At 46.6% G+C, this 19,062-nt stretch carries 24 protein-coding genes; 13 read left to right on the top strand and 11 right to left on the bottom strand.

The window, feature by feature from the left end; translation table 11 throughout:
- Positions 1-120: 120 nt before the first annotated feature.
- Positions 121-660 (top strand): Uma2 family endonuclease, encoded by a 540-nt coding sequence (locus tag F8H35_RS03425; protein ID WP_472572160.1) that lies wholly within the window; start codon positions 121-123, stop codon positions 658-660.
- Positions 661-663: 3 nt separating this feature from the next.
- Entirely contained in the window at positions 664-1,722 is a 1,059-nt protein-coding gene (gene dapE, locus F8H35_RS03430; protein ID WP_472572161.1) for a succinyl-diaminopimelate desuccinylase, read from the top strand.
- Here dapE and nadB read toward each other — a convergent pair.
- The gene (nadB, locus tag F8H35_RS03435; protein WP_472572162.1) at positions 1,714-3,273 is read right to left on the bottom strand and encodes an L-aspartate oxidase; all 1,560 of its coding nucleotides are present in this window, start codon (positions 3,271-3,273) and stop codon (positions 1,714-1,716) included. The two genes, dapE and nadB, sit on opposite strands and share 9 nt — an antisense overlap.
- A 9-nt stretch (positions 3,274-3,282) precedes the next feature.
- Positions 3,283-4,005, bottom strand: coding sequence for a septal ring lytic transglycosylase RlpA family protein (locus F8H35_RS03440; RefSeq protein WP_472572163.1), 723 nt, complete (start codon positions 4,003-4,005; stop codon positions 3,283-3,285).
- A gap of 66 nt (positions 4,006-4,071) precedes the next feature.
- Here F8H35_RS03440 and F8H35_RS03445 point away from each other — a divergent pair, with 66 nt between their 5' ends.
- Both F8H35_RS03445 and F8H35_RS03450 read left to right on the top strand, forming a co-directional pair.
- Positions 4,072-5,448 carry a class II fructose-bisphosphate aldolase gene (locus F8H35_RS03445; RefSeq protein ID WP_472572164.1) on the top strand — a complete coding sequence of 459 codons (1,377 nt, stop codon included), beginning with the start codon at positions 4,072-4,074 and terminating at the stop codon, positions 5,446-5,448.
- A gap of 60 nt (positions 5,449-5,508) precedes the next feature.
- Positions 5,509-6,294, top strand: a complete 786-nt coding sequence (locus tag F8H35_RS03450) for a sigma factor-like helix-turn-helix DNA-binding protein (protein WP_472572165.1) — start codon at positions 5,509-5,511, stop codon at positions 6,292-6,294.
- On the opposite strand, the gene F8H35_RS03455 is transcribed toward F8H35_RS03450, so the two are convergent.
- Positions 6,287-6,580, bottom strand: coding sequence for a cupin domain-containing protein (locus tag F8H35_RS03455; RefSeq protein WP_472572166.1), 294 nt, complete (start codon positions 6,578-6,580; stop codon positions 6,287-6,289). The two genes, F8H35_RS03450 and F8H35_RS03455, sit on opposite strands and share 8 nt — an antisense overlap.
- 65 nt (positions 6,581-6,645) lie before the next feature.
- Here F8H35_RS03455 and rsgA point away from each other — a divergent pair, with 65 nt between their 5' ends.
- From rsgA to F8H35_RS03470, 3 genes are read left to right on the top strand one after another with little or no spacing between them, the layout of a single operon-like run.
- The gene (gene rsgA, locus F8H35_RS03460) at positions 6,646-7,542 is read left to right on the top strand and encodes a ribosome small subunit-dependent GTPase A (protein ID WP_472572167.1); all 897 of its coding nucleotides are present in this window, start codon (positions 6,646-6,648) and stop codon (positions 7,540-7,542) included.
- The gene (gene panB, locus F8H35_RS03465; protein ID WP_472572168.1) at positions 7,539-8,336 is read left to right on the top strand and encodes a 3-methyl-2-oxobutanoate hydroxymethyltransferase; all 798 of its coding nucleotides are present in this window, start codon (positions 7,539-7,541) and stop codon (positions 8,334-8,336) included. The genes rsgA and panB overlap by 4 nt, the downstream gene beginning before the upstream one ends.
- The gene (locus F8H35_RS03470; RefSeq protein WP_472572169.1) at positions 8,320-9,276 is read left to right on the top strand and encodes an oligopeptide/dipeptide ABC transporter ATP-binding protein; all 957 of its coding nucleotides are present in this window, start codon (positions 8,320-8,322) and stop codon (positions 9,274-9,276) included. The genes panB and F8H35_RS03470 overlap by 17 nt, the downstream gene beginning before the upstream one ends.
- Here F8H35_RS03470 and F8H35_RS03475 read toward each other — a convergent pair.
- From F8H35_RS03475 to hisC, 6 genes are read right to left on the bottom strand one after another with little or no spacing between them, the layout of a single operon-like run.
- Entirely contained in the window at positions 9,273-9,638 is a 366-nt protein-coding gene (locus tag F8H35_RS03475; protein ID WP_472572170.1) for a HepT-like ribonuclease domain-containing protein, read from the bottom strand. The two genes, F8H35_RS03470 and F8H35_RS03475, sit on opposite strands and share 4 nt — an antisense overlap.
- Positions 9,631-9,933, bottom strand: coding sequence for a nucleotidyltransferase family protein (locus F8H35_RS03480; RefSeq protein WP_472572171.1), 303 nt, complete (start codon positions 9,931-9,933; stop codon positions 9,631-9,633). Before F8H35_RS03480 ends, F8H35_RS03475 begins: the two co-directional genes overlap by 8 nt.
- A 37-nt stretch (positions 9,934-9,970) precedes the next feature.
- Positions 9,971-10,735 (bottom strand): double zinc ribbon domain-containing protein, encoded by a 765-nt coding sequence (locus F8H35_RS03485; protein ID WP_472572172.1) that lies wholly within the window; start codon positions 10,733-10,735, stop codon positions 9,971-9,973.
- On the bottom strand, positions 10,698-11,855 hold the full coding sequence (locus tag F8H35_RS03490; protein ID WP_472572173.1) for a metallophosphoesterase family protein: 1,158 nt from the start codon (positions 11,853-11,855) through the stop codon (positions 10,698-10,700). Before F8H35_RS03490 ends, F8H35_RS03485 begins: the two co-directional genes overlap by 38 nt.
- A gap of 9 nt (positions 11,856-11,864) precedes the next feature.
- Positions 11,865-12,158: a hypothetical protein gene (locus tag F8H35_RS03495; protein ID WP_472569480.1), complete on the bottom strand. Its 294-nt coding sequence runs from the start codon at positions 12,156-12,158 to the stop codon at positions 11,865-11,867.
- Positions 12,155-13,267: a histidinol-phosphate transaminase gene (gene hisC, locus F8H35_RS03500; protein ID WP_472572174.1), complete on the bottom strand. Its 1,113-nt coding sequence runs from the start codon at positions 13,265-13,267 to the stop codon at positions 12,155-12,157. The genes F8H35_RS03495 and hisC overlap by 4 nt, the downstream gene beginning before the upstream one ends.
- Before the next feature lie 55 nt (positions 13,268-13,322).
- Here hisC and F8H35_RS03505 point away from each other — a divergent pair, with 55 nt between their 5' ends.
- A complete protein-coding gene (locus F8H35_RS03505; protein ID WP_472572175.1) occupies positions 13,323-13,820 on the top strand; it encodes a CinA family protein in 498 nt (165 codons plus the stop codon).
- A complete protein-coding gene (gene folK, locus F8H35_RS03510) occupies positions 13,817-14,236 on the top strand; it encodes a 2-amino-4-hydroxy-6-hydroxymethyldihydropteridine diphosphokinase (RefSeq protein WP_472572176.1) in 420 nt (139 codons plus the stop codon). Before F8H35_RS03505 ends, folK begins: the two co-directional genes overlap by 4 nt.
- Here folK and F8H35_RS03515 read toward each other — a convergent pair.
- Complete coding sequence (locus tag F8H35_RS03515; RefSeq protein WP_472572177.1) at positions 14,204-15,319, bottom strand: KamA family radical SAM protein; 1,116 nt, start codon at positions 15,317-15,319, stop codon at positions 14,204-14,206. The genes folK and F8H35_RS03515 overlap by 33 nt on opposite strands.
- Positions 15,320-15,420: 101 nt before the next feature.
- Entirely contained in the window at positions 15,421-16,827 is a 1,407-nt protein-coding gene (locus F8H35_RS03520; RefSeq protein WP_472572178.1) for a SagB/ThcOx family dehydrogenase, read from the bottom strand.
- Between the two features lie 135 nt (positions 16,828-16,962).
- Here F8H35_RS03520 and F8H35_RS03525 point away from each other — a divergent pair, with 135 nt between their 5' ends.
- From F8H35_RS03525 to F8H35_RS03540, 4 genes are read left to right on the top strand one after another with little or no spacing between them, the layout of a single operon-like run.
- The gene (locus F8H35_RS03525; protein ID WP_472572179.1) at positions 16,963-17,655 is read left to right on the top strand and encodes a TIGR00703 family protein; all 693 of its coding nucleotides are present in this window, start codon (positions 16,963-16,965) and stop codon (positions 17,653-17,655) included.
- A gap of 11 nt (positions 17,656-17,666) precedes the next feature.
- Positions 17,667-18,386, top strand: a complete 720-nt coding sequence (locus F8H35_RS03530) for a hypothetical protein (RefSeq protein ID WP_472572180.1) — start codon at positions 17,667-17,669, stop codon at positions 18,384-18,386.
- 34 nt (positions 18,387-18,420) lie between these two features.
- A complete protein-coding gene (gene pfdA, locus F8H35_RS03535) occupies positions 18,421-18,879 on the top strand; it encodes a prefoldin subunit alpha (RefSeq protein WP_472572181.1) in 459 nt (152 codons plus the stop codon).
- On the top strand, positions 18,860-19,012 hold the full coding sequence (locus tag F8H35_RS03540; protein WP_472572182.1) for a hypothetical protein: 153 nt from the start codon (positions 18,860-18,862) through the stop codon (positions 19,010-19,012). The genes pfdA and F8H35_RS03540 overlap by 20 nt, the downstream gene beginning before the upstream one ends.
- The last annotated feature ends 50 nt before the right edge of the window (positions 19,013-19,062 follow it).

Below are 19,062 nucleotides of genomic sequence, written 5' to 3' on the forward strand. Positions count from 1 at the left end.
CGGTGGTTCGAGTCCACCCGGGCCCACCATGATTCCCCCAAATTCCCGCCTGATAAGTTGAAGTAAAATAAAAACAATTCAAGATCTTAAATTTAATGAAAACAGCTTTTGGAGACGGCTATGGCTATTCCTGAACGTTTTATTCCCCACTACACCTACGAAGACTACAAACAGTGGGAAGGAGACTGGGAGCTCATAGATGGAACACCTTTTGCTATGGCTCCATCTCCTTTATGGAAACACCAGAGAATTTCCCTGCTCTTAGCCTTTCAAATTGAAGAACAAATTGAGAACTGCCAAAAAAACTGCAAGGTTTGTCAGGAAGTTGACTGGGTAGTAAACGAAGAAACCGTTGTCAGGCCAGATATTTTAGTTATATGCGACGAAGTTGAGGATTTTGTAAGGTCAACTCCTGAAGTTATCTTTGAAATCGTTTCATCTTCTACGGCATTCAAGGATGAGAGGATAAAGTTTGAACTTTACAAAAGAGAAAAAGTCAAATACTACGGTTTAGTTTACCCTAAACTTAAAAAGATGAGAGTTTTTATGCTGAAAAACGGCGAATACGATAAAGTTTTTGACTCAGATAAAGGAAAGTTTACCTTTGAGATAGACTGTCCGTTTTCGGTTGACATCGGGAAAGTCTGGAAGAGGGTTTAGTAAATGCCTTTAGAAATTCTTAAAAAACTCATCTCCATCCCCTCAGTTTACGGGAACGAAAAGGAGATTGCCGACTTCTGCGAGAAATTCCTGAAAGAAAAAAACTACGCAGTAAAGAGGAATAACAACACTCTAATAGCCTTTAAAGGGATTGACCCGTCTAAGAAAACTGTAGCCCTTGTTGGCCACCTTGATACAGTTCCCGGGGAAAATGAACATACGGGGAAAGTAGTAGATGGAAAGCTCTACGGTTTAGGCGCCAGCGATATGAAGGCAGGAGATTCAGTTATTCTGAAGCTGGCAGAAGAGTTTTCTGAGAGAGATAGCAAATACAATCTGATTTTCATTCTCTACGAAAAGGAAGAAGGTCCTTACGAGGAGAACGGTCTGAAACCACTGTTTGAGAAGGAAGAGTTCAGTGAAATTCTGGAGAAAGTTGACTTTGCCTTTGTTTTAGAGCCGACGGACAACGTTGTTCAGGTTGGGTGTTTAGGAGTTATTCACGCCTGGTTTGTTTTTAAAGGTAAGAGGGCCCACTCTGCAAGGCCCTGGGAAGGTGAAAACGCCATACACAAGGGGTGGGAGCTCCTCAAAAAGCTCTCTGAACTAAAGCCGAAACCTTACACGGTTAACGGCCTCACATACTACGAGGTTATGAACGGAACAATGACAGACTTTAAAGGAGGAAGGAACATCATTCCTGAGGAGTTCAGAGTTAACGTAAACTACAGGTTCTCTCCTACAAAAACGTTGGAAGAGGCGGTGGAAGACCTGAAAAGGCTTGGAAAAGAAGTAAAGGCAGATGAGGTTGAGTTTACAGACCTCTCCCCTGCCGCAAGGCCCTGCTTAGATAACCCGATTCTCTCAGAGTTTGTTGAACGGTTTAGAGTAAAGGTTGAACCGAAACAGGCCTGGACGGACGTTGCCCAGCTCTCCGCAAACGGAATAGACGCCGTAAACTTCGGCCCCGGTCAACCCCACCAGGCCCACAAGAGGAACGAATACGTTGAGATAGAAAAGGTTAAAGAGTGCTACCTGATGCTCAAGAGTTTCCTACAGTAGCCTCTCAAGGTCTGTTATCGTGAACTCACTGTGTTTCCTGAACTCCTCCCTCTCGTAAGGGAAGTCTGAACGGTAGTGTCCTCCTCTGCTCTCCTCCCTCCTCATGGCACTCACAGCTATGGCAAGGCCTAAGAGAGCTCCGTTCCTCACCTGCCAGGGTGATGAAGAAGAGGCAATCTCTGAGAGCCTGTCTATGGCTTTTGTCAAAGACTCTGCGCTTCTAACGATTCCAACGTTTTCCCACATTACCTGCTTTACATCCTCAAGGGAGTAAACCTGACTGTTTTTAGGGGGAGCTCCCCTTCCGGTAATCCTTATCTCCTGAAAGTCCAGCCTCAAGTATCTCCAGTCCCTATACATTCCGTAGGCAACCCTGTTTCCGAAAACCAGACATTCCAGAAGTGAATTGCTGGCTAATCTATTTGCTCCGTGAACCCCGGTGCAGGAAGCTTCACCTACGGCAAAGAGCCCTTCTATAGAAGTTCTGCCGAAGGAATCTACCTTGATTCCGCCTATGTAGTAGTGGGCAACGGGGGTTATTGGAATTGGGTCTTTTTTAGGGTTTAACCCTTTCTCCTTCAGCTTTCTAACAATCGTCGGGAACCTCTCTTCAATGTCTATTCCCCTCTCCTCAATCGGCCTGAAGTCAAGGTAAACCTCTCCTCCCGTTATCCTCTTCTGGCTCTCTACAGCCCTCGTTACAACGTCTCTGGGAGCAAGCTCCCACAGGTGGTGGTAGTCTCCCATAAATCTCCTGCCGTGTTTATCAATGAGGACTGCTCCCTCTCCCCTAACAGCCTCTGAGATGAGGAAACAGCCGGATTCGTCGCAGAAGGCCGTGGGGTGGAACTGGACAAACTCCAGATCCTGAAGGGTCGCCCCGTAGCGGAGGGCTATCCCTATACCGTCTCCTGTTGACGTAGGTGGGTTTGTATTCTTAAGGTAAAGGCCGGCAGCTCCTCCTGTGGCAATGGCAACTACCGGAGCGTAAAAGGCCTTTAACTTTCCATTAACAAGGGCTAAAACGCCGTAACACCTGTTGTTTTTGACAAGGAGCTCCCTTGTCTGAGCTCCTTCAACAATCTTTCCCCTGTAGTTTTCAAGAAGCGTTCTTTCAACCTCTTCACCTGTTTTGTCTTTGTAGTAGACAATCCTGGCAACGGAGTGGGCAGCCTCTTTCGTGAACTTTAAAAGCCCCCTGCTGTCTGTCTCAAACTGGGCTCCCATCTTTATAAGGTCAATGACCCTTTTTACCCCCTCTTCAACCAAAATCCTCGCCATTTTGGGCTTAACAAGTCCTGCTCCGGCCTTTAAGGTATCGTTGAAGTGAAGGTCTGGAGAGTCCTCTTTCGGCAGGGCTACGGCTATTCCGCCCTGGGCAAGGTTCGTGGAGCTCTCCTCAGGAGTGCTCTTTGTAAGAAGGCAGACGTTAAGACCAATCTCAGAAAGGGCAATTCCGCAGGTTAAACCGGCAGCACCGCTTCCAACAACAACAGCATCGTAGGTTTCAGACGGAATCTCAAGGATGTCGAAGTCTGTAAGGCTCTTCAAATCAACCTCCTAAAGTCTGATGATGAACGAACCTTTAAGTCCTCTCTTCCTGAGGCTCTCCTTAAAGGAGAGAGCTCCCCTATAGCTCTTTACAGGCCCCGCAAGAACCCTGTAGTAACCTTTTAACTTCACAACCCTAACTTTCAGGCCGTATTTCCTATAAACGTGCCACCTGAACCTGTAAGCGTAGAGCTTGTTTTTAAAGGCACCTATCTGAACGTAGAATTTCCCGTAGCTGTAGTTAACAGGCTTAAATGTGTGGTCTACACGCCTGCCAAGGGCGATAATTTTCACCTTTGCCGTCCCCTTTTTTAACATCCCAAGTTTTTTGGCGGCGGCGTAGGAGAGGTCAATTATCCTGCCGGGAACAAAAGGACCTCTGTCGTTTATCTTTACAATGACGCTTCTTCCGTTCTCAAGGTTTATAACTTTCACGTAGGTTCCAAGTGGAAGGGTCTTGTGGGCGGCCGTAAGCTTATACATGTTGTAGATTTCACCGCTGGCCGTTCTGCTCCCGTGGAAACCGGGACCGTACCAGGAGGCTATTCCAACCTGAACAAAACCGTCGGCACTCTTCCTGACGCAGTAGGTTTTACCGTTCACCCTGTAAGTGTATTTACAGTGTCTTTTCCCGTAAACCTTACCCCTATAAACCGGGTAAACGACCGGCGGCTTTGAACCGCCGCAGCTGAAAACAAACAGACCCAACAGTAAAATTGCCAGCCGTCTCATAGCTGTTAGATTTTAACCTAAAGAAACCTGTAAAATTGAGGAAACAAACTTCACCGGAGGGAAGGAATGAGAGAGCTCTCCTACCAGCAGCTCCTTGATTCTGTAAGAGACGCCCTTGAAATCAAGGAAGATAGAGTTTCTGTTAAAGATGAAGGGAAAGTTAAAGAAGTTATTGACGACCTCGTTTACACGGCAGTATTCGGAGAAGAGAAAGCAAAAGAGCTTGCAAGGTGGCTCATAAGGGCAACAGCCCTGGAGTTAGGAATCGTTCCATCCTCAATCCACGACCTCTATACCAAGGGAATGGCAAACGAAGAAATCCCCTTCTGGTTCACAGTTCCGGCAATGAACATAAGGGGAATGACCTACGACGTTATGAGGCAGATTTTCCAGGTTGCAGTTGAGAACAACGTTGGTGCTTTTATCCTTGAAATTGCAAAGTCTGAAATAGGCTACACGAACCAGAGGCCTGCAGAGTATACAGCCTGCACGCTGGCAGCTGCCATAAAAGAGGGATTCAGAGGCCCCGTTTTCATTCAGGGAGACCACTTCCAGTTCAACGCCAAGAGCTACGCGGAAGACCCTGAGGCCGAGCTTGAAAAGATTAAAGCCCTTACAAAAGAAGCCATTGAGGCAGACTTCTACAACATAGACATAGACCCATCAACCCTCGTTGACTACAGCAAGCCAACTCTTAAAGAGCAGCAGTTCCACAACTATATAAACACGGCAAAAATGACTGCCTACATCAGGGAAATTGAACCTGAAGGGATTACAGTTTCAGTAGGGGGAGAGATAGGCCACATTGGTGGAAAGAACTCAACTCCTGAAGAGTTTGAAGCCTTTATGGAAGGGTACTTGGAAGAGCTTAAAAAGTTTGGGGAGAACATTCCCCACATCAGCAAAATCTCAGTTCAGACCGGAACAGAGCACGGAGGAATTCCACTTCCAGATGGAAGAGTGGCAGAGGTTAAGCTTGACTTCTCAGTCCTTGAGAAAATCGGAGAAGTGGCAAGGAAAAAATACTCAATGGCTGGAGCAGTTCAGCACGGTGCCTCAACTCTTCCAGATGAGCTCTTCCACAAGTTCCCCGAGGTCAAAACTGCAGAGATTCACCTTGCAACTGGATTCCAGAACATCATCTACGACCACCTACCAGAAGACTTCAAGAAGGAAATCTACAACTGGCTAAAAACGGAGCTCAAAAACGAGTGGAAAGAGGGATGGACAGAGCAACAGTTCATCTACAAGACAAGGAAAAAGGCCTTTGGAAAGTTCAAGAGAGAGTTCTGGGATCTTCCCGAAGATGTTAAAGCTCCAATGATGGAGGCACTCAAAGAGAAATTCCGCTTCCTGTTTGACCAGCTGAAAGTCTTTAACACAAAAGAGGTGGTTAACAGATACATCAAACCTGTAAAGATATACAAACCTAAACCCGAATAAAATTTCTATACCCCCTCCATCGGTTATACTTAACTTTAAAGTGAGATGGAGGGGGCAACTATGATTGATCCGCAGTTTCCCATACTCAGCAAGTATCTCCTCGGCCACACCTATGAAGAAATTGGCAAAGAACTGGGGATAACAAGAGAAAGAGTTAGACAGAAGTTAGAGAAAGAAAAAGCAACCTTTTTCCGGAAAAATGTCTATCTCAAACAGAGGATAAGGAATTTAATCTCCAGAAATGGTTATTTTTATACATTTAGAAAGAAAAACAGACTATTTAGGTTAACTAAAGTTTTGGCTAAAGAGGAAAATTTCAAGTTCTCAACCCTATCAGTCAGGGAAAATCAGGTATTTCTGGTTATGTCTTCTGGATATAGAAGGGAAAAGTTGATGAAAGTATTGTCAAAGATTAAAGAGGATTTCTCTCTTCCTGCTGAAATAAGCAAGGTGTATAAACAATTTATGGATAAAGGTTTTCCACCTGTTTTAATCTCTCTCTTCTTAAAGCTCTACAGTGCCGTTTTAAAAAACGGAGAAATTGTCAGGTTCAACGGACTGTCAACAAAAGAAAACATCAAGATGTATGTTAAAAGCGGAGCAAAATTACAGGTTGACGAAATATCTGAAGTATTATCTGCATCAAGAGCCACGGTAAGGAAAACCCTTAGAGAGCTGGGAGTCCTGAAAATAAAGAGAAGGGAAAAAGGGTTTAACAGGAACAAGCTTCTCGCTGTAAATTTAACGGAAGATGAATACAGGAAGATAAAACGGATTTCAGAGGAGCTGGGATACTCCATATCAACGCTGGTAAGAAAAGAGCTAAAAAAAGCAGGCCTTATTTAACTTTAGTTCCGCAAACGTATACAACGCCGTTTTCTCCCACTTCTGCCCAGTGTCTGGTTCCGGCCGGAACTTTCATAACGTCGCCGGGTTTCAGGGTAAATACTCCGTTATCCGTCCCTATCGTTATTTCTCCCTCAAGAACCCATCTAACTTCATCGTAAGGGTGGGTGTGCCAGTCGTAAAACGTTCCCGGAGAATCGCTCCAGACGTAGAGGTTCCCGTAGCCCATTTTACGGAGCTCCTCAAAAACCCTCTCCCTATCTGTGATTCCCCTATTCTCAACCAAGGCTTACCCCCTCTGGCAGGATTTGAAAAACTATAATAAACAACCAAAAGGAACAGGAGAAGTTGATGGCAGAGGGAATAGTTGTTGAGAGGGCAGGCCAGAAGATAACTGTTTACGTTCCAGAGGAAGAAAAAAGCTATCGGGGAATCCCCTTAGGAAAGGTGAAGAAAAAAGATAGGGTTTACGCCGGAGACAGGGTTGAAGGAAGAGTTGTTGACAGCCAGACATTTGCGATTGAAGGGATAAAGGAGAGGAAGAACCTATTAGTTCGTCCACCTATTGCAAACGTTGATAAGGTTGTAGTTGTCTCAACCATCAAGAACCCGCCTTTTCAGAACTTCCTCCTTGACAACCTGTTGGTTGTTTACGACCACTTAGGAGTTGAGCCTGTTGTTGTTTTTAACAAGGTTGACCTTTTAGACGAAGAAGAGAGGAAAGAGCTTGAGAGGTGGAAAGAGATATACGAAAACGCAGGATACAGGGTTATAGAGACCAGCTCTGAAACGGGAGAGGGATTAAAGGAGCTCGGTGAGGAGCTCTCTGGGGTTGTATCAATCTTTGCAGGGCCTTCCGGGGTTGGGAAGAGCTCCCTCATATCAAAGCTGACGGGAGTGGAGCTCCAGACGGGAGAGGTGAGCAGGAAGACAGAGAGGGGAAGACACACAACGAGAGAAGTAAGGCTCATCCCCTTTAAGGGAGGGTTCATAGGAGATGCCCCGGGCTTTTCAAGGGTTGATGCCCTAAACTTTATGGATAGAGAGGAAGTTCGTCTCCACTTCCCCGAGTTTCAAAGGTATACCTGCAAATTCTCAGACTGTATGCACCTTGAAGAGGAAGGGTGTGAGGTTAGAGAGGCACTTTTTAGAGGGGAAATTCCCTGTGAGAGGTTCAAAAGCTACCTGAAGATGATAAAGGCCTTTGTTCCATGGCTTAAAGAGGCCTGCAGAGAGGATGAGGAATGAAAAGGATAACAACGGCAACATTTTTAGAGAAGAAACAGAGAGGAGAGAAGATAACCGTTCTCACAGCTTACGACTACCTTACTGCAAAGATAGTTGACAGCGCAGGGATTGACGCAATTCTGGTTGGAGATTCTTTAGGAATGGTAGCTCTCGGATACCCGTCAACAGTTCCCGTAACGATGGATGAGATGATTCACCACACAAAGGCCGTTGTTCGGGGAAGGGAGAGGGCGATGGTCATATTTGACATGCCGTTCCTCTCCTACCAGACGGGAATCAGAGATGCCATTTTAAACGCAGGGAGAGCCCTCAAAGAGACAGGGTGCGATGCTGTAAAGCTTGAAGGGGGCGTTGAACAGGCGGAAACGATAAGGGCTTTAGTTGACGCAGGAATCCCCGTTATGGGACACATAGGTCTTCAGCCTCAGAGCGTTAACGTTTACGGCGGATACAGATTAAGGGGGAAGAGCGGAGAGGAGAGGAAGAAGCTGTTAGAGGATGCAAAGGCCGTTGAGGAAGCCGGAGCCTTTGCAGTTGTTCTGGAGAAAATCCCGTCAGACCTTGCAAAAGAGATAACAGAGAGCCTTTCAATTCCCACAATAGGGATAGGGGCAGGGAAGTTCTGCGACGGTCAGGTTCTCGTCTTCCACGATATGGTAGGGCTTTTTGAGGACTTTAAGCCGAAGTTTGTAAAGAGGTATGCAGAGCTTGGGAAAGAGGCAAGAAGGGCCGTTGAGGAGTTCATAAAAGAGGTAAAAAACGGAGAGTTCCCATCTGATGAACACTCCTACTGAAGTAATAAGAACGGAAAAGGTCAGCAAGCTCTACCCCGTTGAGAGGGGAACATTTGGAAGGGTTAAGAAGTGGTTTAGAGCTCTAAACAGCGTAAGCGTAAAGCTGTTTCAGGGAAAGACTTTAGGTCTGATAGGAGAGAGCGGAAGCGGAAAGACAACTTTAGGGAAAATCATCCTTGACATAGAGAAGCCAACAGACGGAAGAGTTTTATACAGAGGAAGAGACATAGAAGGGCTGAACAGGGAGGAGTATAGAAGATACAGGGTTAACGTTCAGGCTGTTTTTCAGAATCCTCAGAGCTCCCTCAACCCCCGCTGGCAGGTTTGGGAGATAGTTACCGAAGGGCTGAAGATAAATGGGATTCTGAGAAAGAAGGAAGAGCTGATTGAGAGGGGAAGGGAGATTCTATCCCTTGTCCACCTGCCCCAGGAAGTTCTCTTTAAGTATCCCCATCAGCTATCTGGCGGACAAAAACAGAGGGTTGCAATCGGAAGGGCAATAGCCCTAAAGCCTGAAGTGATTGTTGCAGACGAGCCCACCTCTGCCTTAGACGTTTCCGTTCAGGCACAGGTTGTTAACCTGTTTCTGGAGCTCCAGGAGAAGTTCTCAATCTCCTACCTCTTCATCTCCCACTCCATTCCCGTTGTTGAGGCTGTAAGCGACAGTGTGGCAGTTATGTATAAGGGATACATCGTTGAGGAGGGAGAGACTACAGAAGTTCTAACCAGACCTGCACACCCCTACACGGAGCTCCTCTTAAACTCCCTCCCCGGAAAAGAGGGGAAAGCCGCGGCGGGGGTTGATGAGGTGGAGGGAGCTCCAAAGTCTGGCTGCCCCTTTTACTTCAGATGCCCGAAGAGAAGAAAGGAGTGTTTAAGCTTCAACATGGAACTTAAACAGATAACAGAAACCCACAGAGCGGCCTGTATTTTAGTTTAATCTTCAATCTCCCCTTCCCACCCTTCAGCCTGAATAACCGTTTTGATCTTTTTAAGAAGTTCTGGCAGATTCTCTTTGATAGTATCCCAGACTATCTCTTTATCAATACCGAAGTAAAAATGTATTAGCTTATCCCGAGTTCCAGCTACTTTTTTCCACTCAATTTCAGGATATTTTTCCTTAAACTCATTAGAAATATTCTTTACAGCCTCTCCAAGAATTTCAAAGTTTCTAACAACTGCATCAAAAGTTTTCTCATCGTTAACAAAATCTCCAAAGGACATGCCCTCAGTATATTTGAGAATCTTTTTACAGGCTAAAAACATATCAATAACAAACTCTTTATCTCCTCTATCATACATATTCAACCTCTTTTTTTATTCTCTCTTTAACCGATTTTATTCTTATACTCTCCACTCCTAATGGAGTTAGAACGTCAACTTTTCTACCAAATAACTTCTCTACAAACTCAACGAAGTCATAAAAGTTAAAGAGATGCCCTCTCCCTTCTTCAAACTCAACAATCAGGTCAATATCGCTGTCGTCTCTTAGCTCGTCCCTTACGGCAGAGCCGAAGATTCCCACCCTTTTAACGCCAAACTCTTTCAGCTTATTCCTGTTCTGCCTCAAAAGTTCAATAACTTCTCTCTTTCTCATTTTTCTTTGATATATGAGGTTCCTCTTAAATTTAATTCTACATACGTGCACTTCCTAAAAACGGCGTATAGCAGACTGTATAGACGTGAACCTTTCGGGCACCGTATCGTTTCAGAAGGCCTGCTATCTCGTTTGCCGTAGCTCCCGTTGTGAAAACGTCGTCAAAGAGGAGAACAGACTTGCCGAAAAGTTCCATCTTGAATTCAATTTTAACCTTGAAAACTCCACGGACGTTCTCTGAACGCTCTTTAAAAGAGAGGGTTGACTGTTTCTTCGGTGTAAAGGGTTTCTCAAGGAGGAGAATGTAATTGATTCCCACGCTATTCAGTATCTCCTCAGTTTGGTTAAATCCCCTCTCTTTTAAGGTTTCAGCAGATACGGGAACCGGAATGACTAAATCTACGTTGAGAGATTTAACAGCAGTCAAGAAGTGGGAAGAGATGGTTTTACCGATGAGATGGGCAACAGGCTTTAACCTGCTGAACTTCATCTCCTTTACGGCAAACTCTGGAAGCCCCTGGTAGAGGGTGAAGTAGGAAACGGAGTCAAAGTTAAACGTCCTCTTCTTCTCCAAACACCGTTTGCAGATGCCGGGAGCTCCCGGCAGAAATTCTAAAGGGTGACCGCAGATTGAACACTTCTCTCCGATGTAGGGGGTAAAGTTCTCCTCCCAGCACTCTTTACAGGCAACGAAGTAGTGGTCTCTGAAGAGGAAACTTCCACAGACACCGCAGAAGTTAGGGTAGAGAAGGTCTAAAACGGCACTAACCAAATTCCTCAGCGAACTTCTTAAACTCGTCAAAGAACTCTCCAAGCTCTCCCTTTAAGAACTCCTCAACAAGGTGGGGAACGTCCTCAGCGCTTCCCTTAACTACTTCGCTTCCTAAAAGAACTGCCTTTTTGGGGAGCTTCCGCTCCTTTGCGTATTCTTCAAAAATCTCTGCGTAGCTTTTAGTTTGTTCGGTAAGGAATGATTCGCTACCCTCAATCTGCCTGAGCTCGTAAACCCTCAGGTAGAGGGAGCGGTTTTCAATTTCCTTTAAAAGGCAAGAAAAGGCGGTGATTTCGGTTTTTGAATAGGAGTAGTCAATCAGAACCACAGGGGGCTGGGAGCAGTCCTTTACTTTTTCAAGGAGCTCCCTCAAATCCCCATCTGCCCTCTCCTCATCTGTTTTTAAAACAAAGAAAGGCCTTAAACCCTCAAGCTCAACCCTTTCAAGCTTTTTCGTCTCCGTGTCAAATATGTTGAACCCCCGCCTGCCGACCCTCGCCTCGCCTTTAGAGTGAAACTCTGTAGCCCCGGGGTAGGAGAAGATTCCACCTTTAACCTCTGCAACGTGGTAGGTGTGGATGTGGCCGCCGGCGTAGTAGGTGAAGTTATCAGGGAGCTCCGAAACCGTAATCTCGTAGGCCATCTCGTATGGTAGATACTGGTCTAAACCCTGGTGGAACATAAAGACTGAAACCCCAGCCCTTTCAGCCTCTTTAGAGAAACCGTCAAAGAACCTCTCCCTTACGGCCGGAATGAAGCTCTTTGGAAAGTATCTGAAACCTGCGATAAAGAGGTCTTTATGGTAAGTTGAACCGGCAGGGTCTATGAACTCTATAAGCTCAAGGTCAGACAGAACTTTTTGGGGAGAAAGGAGTCCTCTCCTTAAAACCCTGTCGTGGTTTCCAGCTATCGCAACAACCTTTACTCCTCTCCTCTTTATCTCTGTAAAGAGCTTTATGGCCTGGGAGAGGGTTGCCATATCTGGATGGTAGCTCTCAAAGAGGTCTCCGGTGTGAATTATTAACTCAACACCCCTCTCTATGGCCTCATCAACAGCTCTCCTAAAAGCCGTGAAGAAGTCCTCTCTCCTCTGAACCAACCTATACTGGTTGTATCCCAAGTGGCTGTCTGAGATGTGGGCTAACTTCAACCTCTCCTCCTACTGATATTCAACGATTACAACCCCACCAAAGGCTCCGACCCTCACAATGTGGCCGTTTTCATCCCTGAAGGTAACAACCCCGGTGTGGCGCTTGTTCTGGCTCCTTTCAAACCAGACGTATCCGTCTCCCCTGTACTGGGCAACAAGCTTTCCGCCGTCGTAGACCTTAACAACAAACTTACCGCCTGTAACTTTCAGAACCTGTTTCTCCATCTTGGTCTGCCACTTACAGGAGCAGCCGCTGAAGGAGAAGAGTGCCGGAATTAGTGAAAGTAAAATCAGCTTTCTCATAGTTCCTCGTCCTTTAGTTCTTCAAGAACCTCTTTCAGTTTGTTTATGAAAATTATGTTCTCCCTCATAGTTCCGATGGTAACCCTTATGTGGTCCGGGAAGCCGTAGCCGTCCATCGCCCTAACGATAACCCCCTTCCTCAAAAGCCTGTTGAAAACTTCACGGCTGGGGTATCCAACCTTAACGAGAATAAAGTTTGCATACGTTGGAACGTACTCAAGGCCTAACTTCTCAAACTCGTTGTAGAGGTATTTTTTACCTTCTTCGTTTACAACCTGTGAATGTTTTATAAACATTTTGTCGTCTAAGGCTGCGGCTCCGCCAACCTGAGCAGGCCTTGTAACGTTGAAGGGCTGGCGGATCCTGTTCATATCAGCAATTATCTCTTCTCTTGCAACGGCATAGCCTAAACGGAGCCCTGCAAGTCCGTATATTTTTGAGAAGGTTCTGGTAACAACGATGTTTTTCTCGTAGATGTACTCAACGCCGTTCTCTATGTCAAAGCCGGCGCCAACGGCGTACTCGTAGTAAGCCTCGTCCAAAACTAAGAGAACGTCGTCTGGAAAGTCTTTCAGAAAAGCCTCAAACTCAGACTTTGTAAAGGCCGTTCCCGTAGGGTTGTTTGGATTTGCAAGGAAAACAACTGCTGTGTTCTCATCTATTGCGTCTAAGTGAGCTTTCAAGTCCATGTAGTAGTTGTCCTTTGCTTTAACTACTCTATGTTCTGCTCCAGAGAGCTGAACAACTATCGGGTAAACGGCAAAGGACCTCTCACTGTAAACGGCATTCAGTCCTGGCCTAAGGTATGCCCTTGCGATTATGTCTAAAGCCTCGTTTGAGCCAAGGCCTACAAAGAGGTTTTCAGGTTTTACCCCAAGATGTTCGGAGAGTTTTTTCTTTAAGTAGTAGGAGTTTCCATCAGGGTAGCGGTTAAGGTTCTTTAAATCTTCAATTATTGCCCTAACTGCAGAAGGGCAGGGGCCTAAAGGGTTTTCGTTTGAGGCAAGTTTAACTATCTCTTTCAGACCCAACTCCCTCTTCAGCTCCTCTTCCGGTTTTCCCGGCTCGTAAACGTGGACCTTCTTTATGTGGTCTGGAAGTGAGAACATTAAGAACCTCCAGCTTTCGTTTTAGTGTGATTATAATTGTTTTAGGGAGGGAAAGATGAGGGTTGAGTTTCAGTTGAAAGAGCTGATGCTTAAGAAAGGCTTAAAGCTTGCAACGGCAGAGAGCTGCACAGGTGGAATGGTTGCAGCCAGGATTGTGAACGTTCCGGGGAGCTCCGAGTACTTCATGGGAGGAGTTGTAGCCTACGACAACAGCGTGAAGATGAAGGTTCTGAACGTTAAAGCGGAAACACTGCTGAAGTTTGGAGCCGTTAGCGAGGAGACGGCAAGGGAGATGGTTCTGGGGGTGAGGGAGCTCCTTGGAACAGAGTGCGGCATCTCAACAACGGGAATAGCAGGGCCAACAGGGGGAACCCCCGAAAAACCCGTCGGGCTGACCTACATAGGGGTTTCAGTTAAGAACAGGACTGAAGTCTTTAAGTTCATCTTTGAGGACGACGACCCGGACCCAGTAAAGCAGAGGAACAACAGGAGAAGGAAGGCTACAAAAAAGGCTATTCAGCTACTCGTGAAGATGCTTGAGGGGAAGATTTGAAGGCTGTTCTCATCCTTGGAAGCAACATAGGAAACAGGAGAAAGAACCTAAAAAGGGCAGAAAAGCTGATTGAGAAGTTCTGCGGAAGGGTTTTAAAGAGGTCTTCCATACTTGAAACCGCCCCCTTTGGCGTTCCGAACCAGCCTTACTTCCTCAACTACGGTCTTCTGATAGAAACTCCCCATCCCCCCTTTGAGCTGCTGAAACTTGTAAAGTGGATAGAGAGAAGAGCCGGAAGGTATCCTACCTATAGATGGGGCCCAAGAGTTGTTGACGTTGATATCGTTCTCTATGGGAACTACAAAGTAGGAACCCCCGCCCTAACTATTCCCCACAAAGGGTTGAGGGACAGGGATTTCTTCAAAAGAATAACTGCAGAGCTTTTAGACGGCAACCTCTTCTTCAACGGGCTCTAAATCGTCAAACCAGCCGGCATTTGGAGTAAGGAGCATTTTAAAGAGCTTCCCAACTTTTTCCGGCTCTTTACACTGGTGATACTTCAAGTATATCTCGTTTCCGATTATTCCAACAATCTCAATCTTTCCTGTTCTGTGGGACATTATAAACCTGAAGCGCTTGGCGTGGCCGTCAAGCCTCTGCTTCGCCCCCTCAACTATCTCGTAAGCCTTTTTCAGAGGAACCTGGAAGTGACCCTTAACCCTCTTAACAGGTCTGCACTGGAAGACGTAGTAGGGGATAACTCCGGCAGAGGTTATCTCCTTCATAAGGGTTGCAAGGATTTCCGGATCGTCGTTAACACCCCTTAGAAGAACTGTCTGGTTGCTCACCGGAACGCCGCTCCTTATAAGGGCGTCAACGGCCTTCCTGGCCTCCTTCGTCACCTCTTTGGGGTGGTTGAAGTGGGTTACCAGGTAAACCCTTCTCTCAGGAGTTGAGTACTTTGAGAAGACCTCAAGGAGTTTTTTGTCTTCGTAAATCCTCATCGGGTAAAAAACGGGAACCCGACTTCCAAACCTTATAAACTTGAGGTGGGGAATTTTGGAGAGCTCCGAGAGGAAATACTCTATAACGTCTGTTGGAAGAACTAAAGGGTCTCCGCCGGATATGAGAACGTTCGTTATCTCAGGGTGTTCCTTTATGTATTCAACTGCAGCGTCAAAGAGCTTTAGCGTTTCATTGGTTGGAATACCAACGAGCCTCTTTCTGAAGCAGTGGCGGCAGTAACCTGCACACCTGTTGGTAACTAAAAGAAGGGCTGTTTCTCTGTATTTATGCTGAAGACCGGTTAAAACGGTGTTCTCTTTCTCTCCGCTTGTATCGTAAGAGCCGGAAACGTCAAGCTCACCTTCGCTGGGAAAGATTATTTTCTTTATCGGGTCTTCAGGGTCTTCCCAGTCTATGAGGCGGGCGTAGTAGTCGGGAATGAACATAGGGTGTTTATCAATAACTTCTTGAAGGCGCCTTTTCTCCTCTTCGGGAATTTTAAAGCCAAAGGCCTTTTCCACCTCTTCAAGTGTAGAAAAGCCCGGTATCTGCATAAGTTTTCTCCTCTATTGGGGTTTTAAGCTGGCGGTGTTAGAGAAAAACAAAGAAATTTCAACTATCCTAAATTTAAAGCAGTTCAAAGGTTTCGTCAACCTTAAAGAGAACCAACTGAGACAACGTATAGGGGGAGCTCCCCGCCATCCAAACTGAGGAACCCCTGAAGGTCAAAGTCGTAGAAGGCCCCTATACCGCAGGCCCCAAGCCCCATAGACTCGGCAGAGAGGTAGAGGTTCTCGCCGAGAGCTCCCGCCTCCATAACAGCTCCCCTGTATCGGCGGCAGCCTGGGTTTTCAAAGCTGTAGGTGAAGACAACGTTGACGTTGGCATAGGCAACAAACCCCTGCCCCAAACAAAGGAAGGCCATTTCACGGCTGTAGTCACCGCCGTAAACCATTACAAGCTGGCCATCTTTAACTGTGTATATACCGTCCGAAAGGCCGTTAACGTTTTTAACCTGTAAGTAAAAGTTCGTAAGGGGGAATCCCCAATCGGCAGGGAAGCAGAGGAGGGAGGACTCTACCAGGAACCGGAACTGCTCAAATGTTATTGGCTTTCCCGTAAACTCTCTCCTTGAGCGCCTCTTAAAAAGGGTCTTTCCAAGATCTAAGGAGGAAGTTTCGGGGAAGTATTCCGGAGAGGCAGGAACGTTCCTGTAGAACTCACAGGAATTAAGGTTCCCCAAAGAGTGAACTTCCTCTATTTCAGAATAGACAACCGGCTTTCTGACAACGGGTAAGCTCTCAGGGAAAGTTTCCGGAGGGGTAAACTCCTCTCCCCAGTAGAGAGCTGGACGCTGTGGCATAAGGACGCAGAGGGCAAACTCCTCTTTTCCATCAACTCCAACTAAACGGTTCAGGGGCTCATCCTTAAAGAGTGAAACAGCGGTTGCATCAAGGCCAACGCTCCTCAAATAGGCAACGCCGTTTCCCGCCATGTGGCCGGCATCCAAGAGGCAGTAGCGGTAAGCACGGGTTCTGTACTTCCAGGCACTCCTTGAGTAGATGGCCGTAATAACTGCAACAATGTTTGTATCAACCGTTGAGCAGAGGGCGGTTTGAAGGCTCTCAAAGTAGTCTCCCTCTGAAAGGAGCTCCAGTGAGTGGTCGTAGGGCTGGTAGTGGTAGATGCCGTCGGGGAGTTCCGGAATGTCTCTAACGAAGAAGTAGAGCTCAAAGGGGTAGAGAGCTCCCGCCGACGGCGTTGTCCTGAAGCCGAACTCCTCTCCGTGGAAATTTTCCACCTTTGTTATTCCGTTCATAGCAAAGGCAAGGTTGGAGAGCTCCTGAAGGGAAAGGTTCTCTGTAGCCCCCTCTCCGCAGAGCCTGTATAGGGTGTCTAAGGTTTCCTGAGTTAAAGCATTAAACGGAAGAAGTTTAAAACGCCTGACGCCCCTGTAGAACTTGTAGGGGCTGGGGTAGTTTGACCAGTCAAGGTAGTGTGGTCTTCTAACGCTCTCAAAGGTGTGGGCTGTAGCCCCGTGGTATTCAAGGCAGTTCTCCATCTCTTTCCTCCCGCTTCAATTCTACCAGACTTAATAAAACTAAAAGTTTGTTTTAGATATATTGACAAAAAAATTTAGATAACCTAAATTAAAATTAGTGGAAATTCTTACTGAATATTGAAGGAGGAGCGGAGAATGAACCTGCTTGAGCTGAGAGAGATACAGGCGCTGAACACTCTGGTTTTTGAGACGTTAGGACAGCCGGAAAAGGAGAGGGAGTTCAAGTTCAAGTCTTTAAAACGCTGGGGATTGGATCTGATTTTAGGTAAAAAGGGAGGAGAGGAAACCTATTTCGTTGCCGAGTACGGAAAACGCCAAAAAGGTGACGTTTACGAAGAAGAAGGCGTTAAGTACGAGGTGAGCGAAGTTCTGGAAGAGCTCCCCAAGAACAAAAAGCTCTTTGCCCACATTGAAATGGAAAACGGAAGGGCTTACCTGGTGGGGGAGCTCCGTGAGGGAGACCACAACATAGAGATTCTCAGGCTTCCTGCAGCATCTCTTCTCCTTGCCTACTTCAAGAAACACAGGCTCCACCACCTTATAGAGGCCTTAAGGAACGTGGGAACGGCAACAGAGCTCGTTAAACAGAGGGGACAGGAGGGTAAGCCATATCCCTTTGAGAAGTTACCAAACGTTGCAAGGCGTTTCCTGAGGGAAGCAAAGAAAGTTGAAAAAGAGGCAGGTTTCGGAAGGGTTGCCCTTGCCTACTTCGGGGAGAACAAAGACGGCGACGCAAGGTTTAGAGTTTCCTGGCTGCTGCCAACAATAGCCCTCTTTGAGATAGACATAGCAGAAAAAGCAGACAAGATACTGGCAGCCTTTAAGTAGGAGGGAGAGAGATGGAGCTCTTAACCTGGTCGCCGGTAATCTTCTCAAGGAACGGCTTTCCCCGGGACGGTGAGGGTAAACCCTTCCTCCCCGGAAACGCCATAAAGGAAGCGATAACGAGCGCCGTTATCTACTACTACATCAAGAAAGACAGAGAGATAGAGAGCAGGGTTAAGGCCTACCTATTAAAGAGAGGCCTAAAGGCTGAAGAGGTTATAGACAGGGTTAAAGAGATAATCCTTGAGAAATACCCCGTTCTCAGCGGCCTTGAAATCCCAGAAAGGCTCTACCTTGATAAGGGAGAACTCTACGAGACGAGAGCTGAAGTCTTTGACCTTAAAAAGTGGGAAGACGTTGAGGATTTTAAGGTTGAAGTCTTTAAAGGTGTAATAGAGCTCCCCATCTCATCTCCCCACATAGACAAGTTGAAAGCTGCAGGCCACTCCTTCTGCGAGGCTCTGGCAAAAATGGAGATGAAGATGCTTGGAGACCACCCACTTGCAGAAAACTTCTACAAACCACTCCTCAACGAGATGAAGAGGTGGGAGATACCCTTGAGAGTTGGAATGTGGACGGAAGTCCGGTTTAAAGGGCATCTCCTCTTCTTCTGGAGAATCAAAGAGGTTAGAGACAGGCTCTTTGAGGAGCTCAAAACAGACATAAGGCCCAAAAGGGTCATCTACCTTCCGAGGGAAAAGTGCACAACAGGCTGGTGTGAGCTGAAAATCTAAGAATTCCATAAACCCTAATTAAAGGAGGTGTACCATGGCTGTAAAGAAGGACGAAAAGAGGATGACGGATCTCACAAGGCAGCTCAGGAGCATCATTGCTCAGATTGAGGCCTTAAGGGTTGAGATTGCCCAGTTAGACATTCTCATCAGCGAGTACAGGCAGACAATCACAACCTTAAGGAACCTGAAGGACCTCGGAGCTGGAAAAGAGGTTCTCCTTCCCGTTGGAAGGATAGCTCAGGTTGGAGCAAAGCTTGAAGATGTTGACAAGATCGTCATCAACATCGGAAGCGGAATCTCTGTGGAGCTCCCCTTTGACGAGGCAATCCAGCAGATTGAGAAAGAGATCGTTGCAGCCCTTGCCTTAAGGGAGGCTCTTGAGAGGGCAATGGTAGAGCTCTACGAAAAAGTTGAAGCTCTTTCCCAGAAGATAAGAGAGCACGGCCACGCAGAGGCCGGGGAGGGAAAGAAAGATGAAGGAGAACAAAAGTAAGGAGCTCATAGAGTTTTTAGAGCGTCTCCCTGAGGGGAGGCGCATCTACCTGAACCTTGGCTCTGTAATGGTTGAGGTATCAAAAGACGAGGCCATAGAGTTCCTGAAGAAACAGGGAAAAGAAGGGGAGTAGAGGGAAAGGGGGATAGGGGGTAAATCATTTACAAAAACAGATAGTAGGAG

Origin of the sequence: Thermovibrio sp. (assembly GCA_015488335.1) — a bacterium.
Classification (GTDB): domain Bacteria; phylum Aquificota; class Aquificia; order Desulfurobacteriales; family Desulfurobacteriaceae; genus Balnearium.

Bases quoted from the DNA above. Each gene is read 5' to 3' on its own strand.
- F8H35_RS03425 (WP_472572160.1), top strand. From the start codon at position 121: ATGGCTATTCCTGAACGTTTTATTCCCCACTACACCTACGAAGACTAC.
- dapE (WP_472572161.1), top strand. From the start codon at position 664: ATGCCTTTAGAAATTCTTAAAAAACTCATCTCCATCCCCTCAGTTTAC.
- F8H35_RS03440 (WP_472572163.1), bottom strand. From the start codon at position 4,005: ATGAGACGGCTGGCAATTTTACTGTTGGGTCTGTTTGTTTTCAGCTGC.
- F8H35_RS03445 (WP_472572164.1), top strand. From the start codon at position 4,072: ATGAGAGAGCTCTCCTACCAGCAGCTCCTTGATTCTGTAAGAGACGCC.
- F8H35_RS03450 (WP_472572165.1), top strand. From the start codon at position 5,509: ATGATTGATCCGCAGTTTCCCATACTCAGCAAGTATCTCCTCGGCCAC.
- rsgA (WP_472572167.1), top strand. From the start codon at position 6,646: ATGGCAGAGGGAATAGTTGTTGAGAGGGCAGGCCAGAAGATAACTGTT.
- panB (WP_472572168.1), top strand. From the start codon at position 7,539: ATGAAAAGGATAACAACGGCAACATTTTTAGAGAAGAAACAGAGAGGA.
- F8H35_RS03470 (WP_472572169.1), top strand. From the start codon at position 8,320: ATGAACACTCCTACTGAAGTAATAAGAACGGAAAAGGTCAGCAAGCTC.
- F8H35_RS03475 (WP_472572170.1), bottom strand. From the start codon at position 9,638: ATGTATGATAGAGGAGATAAAGAGTTTGTTATTGATATGTTTTTAGCC.
- F8H35_RS03480 (WP_472572171.1), bottom strand. From the start codon at position 9,933: ATGAGAAAGAGAGAAGTTATTGAACTTTTGAGGCAGAACAGGAATAAG.
- F8H35_RS03495 (WP_472569480.1), bottom strand. From the start codon at position 12,158: ATGAGAAAGCTGATTTTACTTTCACTAATTCCGGCACTCTTCTCCTTC.
- hisC (WP_472572174.1), bottom strand. From the start codon at position 13,267: ATGTTCTCACTTCCAGACCACATAAAGAAGGTCCACGTTTACGAGCCG.
- F8H35_RS03505 (WP_472572175.1), top strand. From the start codon at position 13,323: ATGAGGGTTGAGTTTCAGTTGAAAGAGCTGATGCTTAAGAAAGGCTTA.
- F8H35_RS03515 (WP_472572177.1), bottom strand. From the start codon at position 15,319: ATGCAGATACCGGGCTTTTCTACACTTGAAGAGGTGGAAAAGGCCTTT.
- F8H35_RS03520 (WP_472572178.1), bottom strand. From the start codon at position 16,827: ATGGAGAACTGCCTTGAATACCACGGGGCTACAGCCCACACCTTTGAG.
- F8H35_RS03525 (WP_472572179.1), top strand. From the start codon at position 16,963: ATGAACCTGCTTGAGCTGAGAGAGATACAGGCGCTGAACACTCTGGTT.
- F8H35_RS03530 (WP_472572180.1), top strand. From the start codon at position 17,667: ATGGAGCTCTTAACCTGGTCGCCGGTAATCTTCTCAAGGAACGGCTTT.
- pfdA (WP_472572181.1), top strand. From the start codon at position 18,421: ATGGCTGTAAAGAAGGACGAAAAGAGGATGACGGATCTCACAAGGCAG.
- F8H35_RS03540 (WP_472572182.1), top strand. From the start codon at position 18,860: ATGAAGGAGAACAAAAGTAAGGAGCTCATAGAGTTTTTAGAGCGTCTC.